Below are 3,328 nucleotides of genomic sequence, written 5' to 3'. Positions count from 1 at the left end.
ATTTAGAATTTAGAATTTAGAATTTAGAATTCATATCAAATCCGCTTAATTCCGTATAAAAAAAATTTCATCTTCAGTAAAGAGCAAATCTTTCTAAATTCTCTTTCTTCCTGATATAGAATCCGGTTGAACAGTCGTCCGCAGCGACGATAGGAAGCAATCTCCTAAAACCCTGAGATTGCTTCCTTCCACTCCGTTAAGGTTTGCAGAGCATTCCGGAACGCATAGCAATCTAGCGAACCCCTGACATTGCTTCATCTTATCGCAATGACTACGTTTCAGCCGGATTCTATTATTCCCTTTTTTTCCATCTCTAACTCTAAGGGAGTATTACAGTTAAACAACATTTTTTCTGTCTCAGAATCAATAGATAATGGTTGAACTGGAATTTGATAAAGTAATTTTTGAAACGAGTTTTTACCCCGGTCAATAATTTTTTCTAACTCTATTTTTATCTCTTGCCGATAGAAACCGCATAAAGGTTCCCACCTTTGATATTTTTGAGGAACTAAAGCTAAAATTTCTGGAGAAATTTGGTTTAATTGAGTTACCCAAGTTTGAATAATATATGAGTTCAACAGAGGTAAATCACATCCTAATAATAAAATCCAATTACTATTAATTTGAGCTAATCCTTGAGCAAAAGCAACTAACGGACCTTCAGTTTTTAACTCAGTTAACCATTCACATTCTGTAGGCAACATTGACTGATATTTTTCCGGCCAGGGAGTAATAATATAAACTTTTTCTGTACATTTATTTGCTACTTGATAAACCCTTTTTAACATAGGTATATTGTGCCAAGGAATTAAGGCTTTATCTTCACCCATGCGAGAACTTTTTCCACCTGCAAGAATGAGTGCTACTAGATTATTTTTGGCGAGTAAAGATTTATTCATATACTTTGAAAAAAGGTTTTTGGTTGTAGAGATGAGGTATTATTTTAAGTAAAAATGTAGGTTGGGTTGACGTAGGAAACCCAACAAAACCTTATTATTGTTAGGTTACTCCTGCGGATAAGCAAGCTACATTCCTAAAACAAACCTACGCTTATTGCACTTCCCACACTTTCCACAGTTCCGACACTCCCTACACTCCCTAGTAAAAATGTAGGTTGGGTTGACGTAGGAAACCCAACAAAACCTTATTATTGTTAGCTTTTTCCGTTGGAAATGCTCCGCAAACGTTCCTAAAACAAACCTACGCTTATTGCACTTCCCACACTTTCCACACTTCCGACACTCCCTATTCTCTATATATTGTTGGGTTTCGCTTCCTCAACCCAACCTACGCTTATTGCTTCCCACACTCCCCACACTCCCCACACTCCCTACACTCCCTACACTCCCTACTCCCTACTCCCTACTCCCTACTCCCTAAAATTAACTACATTGCCAATAACGGCAATAGCTGGCGCTTCAAACCCAGTTGCTTCAATTTGTTCTACAATATTTTCGAGAGTACCAATTAATTCTTTTTGTTCGGGACGAGTTCCCCACTGAATTAAAGCGATGGGTTTTTCGGGGGAACATCCGGCGATGATAAGTTCTTTGATAATATTGTGTAAGTTATGAACCCCCATATAAATGACTATTGTTTCTGAACCGTCGGCGATCGCTTGCCAATTTACTTCTGGTCGATATTTACCTGTTGCTTCGTGACCTGTAACAAAGGTAACTGAGGAACTATAGTTTCTATGAGTTAGGGGAATACCAGCATAAGCAGGTGCAGCGATACCAGAGGTGACACCGGGAATAACTTCGACGGGTACTCCTGCTTGCATTAAGTCTTCCATCTCTTCTCCACCACGACCAAATACAAAAGGATCGCCTCCTTTTAAACGTACTACTATTGCATGAGTTTTGGCTTTTTCAATTAGTAATTGAGTTGTTTGTGTTTGCTGTAGGGAGTGGCGACCGCGACGTTTACCTGCATTAATTTTCTCAGCATTTGGGTTAATCATTGTTAGAATGGGAGCGCTGACAAGAGCATCATAGATAACAACATCAGCTTGTTCTAATAGCACTTTACCTTTGAGTGTTATTAGTCCAGGGTCTCCCGGTCCTGCTCCTACTAAATATACTTTACCTACAAATTTTAGCTGATTCATATTTATTATTTTAGATAATTCTGTATAGCTGGTTAAGTAATTCTATTAAGTTATTTTGTGAGAAAAAACTGTAGGGGTTTGGTCTCCTTTCCCCAAGCACAAAGGGATTTGGAGACCAAACCCCTACGACAAAATTTTACAACCTATTTAGGATTGCGATAAAATATCTTCTTTTTTCCTACAAAAAGCTCCGAGACATGAGAGTTAGGAAAGTTAAATTACTTTGGTTGTACTTCTAAAGTACCATTATCATAAAATAAAATTGTAAACTCAGCCCACTCTGTTTGAAGTGATTCTTTTTTAGTAGTAGGGTCAGAATTAACTAGACTTGGTATAGGTGTCTTTTCGAGATTATCTGTTGCTATTTGATTAACAGGTTCGTAAGTAGCTATCGCTCCATTTTTATCTACTTTAACTAGGTAGATTGAAGTTACATTTATAGGGGTTTTCCAGGTTTGTTCGATAGTATTGTATAGTTTTTGTTTTAATTCTAATAACTCTCTTTTGTTTGTCATTTTTTTAGCTATTGGTTCTACATTTTGGGGTGGAGAATGAGTTTTTGCCCTTAAATAGTTGTTAGGATTTTGATTAGTTGTTTGAGCGACCTTTTCTGGGTAGTCAGATTTATTATTTACTGTCTCAATGCTTGCGACCTTTGTTGGTTGAACTTGACTTTTATCTATTGTCTCTAATGTTTGATTTTTCGTCCCTGTTGAACTTGAATTGTAAACAACATTAGCCACAACTTTGGCTTGATTTCCTTGATAAATATCTCTAGTAATCAGGATGCGATAAAATCCAGCAATAACAACTAAAATAATCGTCGTTAATGAAACTAATGATGCTGTTCTAACTTGTTCTGTTAATTCTGCTCTATTGTCGGGAATTGTATCTTTAGCTGAAATATCTGTTTTAACAATTATCATTTCAGCTTCCTGGGGTTGGATAGTTATTTCTTTGCTGGAACCGACTCTAATACGCAAAGGACTGGGAAATTTGGCTTCCCGCAAAACTTGTACTGTTTTATTAGAAACTATACCCTTTTCTTTTAGTCTCTGAACAATTCCTGTTGTATTGTCACTGCTGATAATTCGATCGACTATTGCTATTTGCCCTATTTTTAAATCCGATAAATTCATCATCATTACTTCTTAATTTATTGTTATTATGTTTTTTTAGACATTATTTTATTTACTTTCAGACATTATATTATATTTT

At 36.3% G+C, this 3,328-nt stretch carries 3 protein-coding genes; all 3 read right to left on the bottom strand.

Features of this window, described 5'->3' with window-relative positions:
- Positions 1 to 278: 278 nt before the first annotated feature.
- The 3 genes from AFK68_RS05040 to AFK68_RS05030 all read right to left on the bottom strand — a co-directional run bounded on the left by AFK68_RS05040 (position 279) and on the right by AFK68_RS05030 (position 3,255).
- Positions 279 to 899, bottom strand: coding sequence for a molybdenum cofactor guanylyltransferase (locus tag AFK68_RS05040; protein WP_094671846.1), 621 nt, complete (start codon positions 897 to 899; stop codon positions 279 to 281).
- 470 nt (positions 900 to 1,369) lie between these two features.
- Positions 1,370 to 2,110, bottom strand: coding sequence for a uroporphyrinogen-III C-methyltransferase (cobA, locus tag AFK68_RS05035; protein WP_094671845.1), 741 nt, complete (start codon positions 2,108 to 2,110; stop codon positions 1,370 to 1,372).
- Positions 2,111 to 2,328: 218 nt separating this feature from the next.
- On the bottom strand, positions 2,329 to 3,255 hold the full coding sequence (locus AFK68_RS05030; protein WP_246844003.1) for a FeoA family protein: 927 nt from the start codon (positions 3,253 to 3,255) through the stop codon (positions 2,329 to 2,331).
- Between the last annotated feature and the right edge of the window lie 73 nt (positions 3,256 to 3,328).

The sequence above is a fragment of the Hydrocoleum sp. CS-953 genome (assembly GCF_002260545.1).
Taxonomy (GTDB): Bacteria; Cyanobacteriota; Cyanobacteriia; order Cyanobacteriales; family Microcoleaceae; genus Trichodesmium.
Note: the sequence above shows the minus strand (reverse complement) of the source record. Positions and strands in the feature narration are given on the sequence as shown.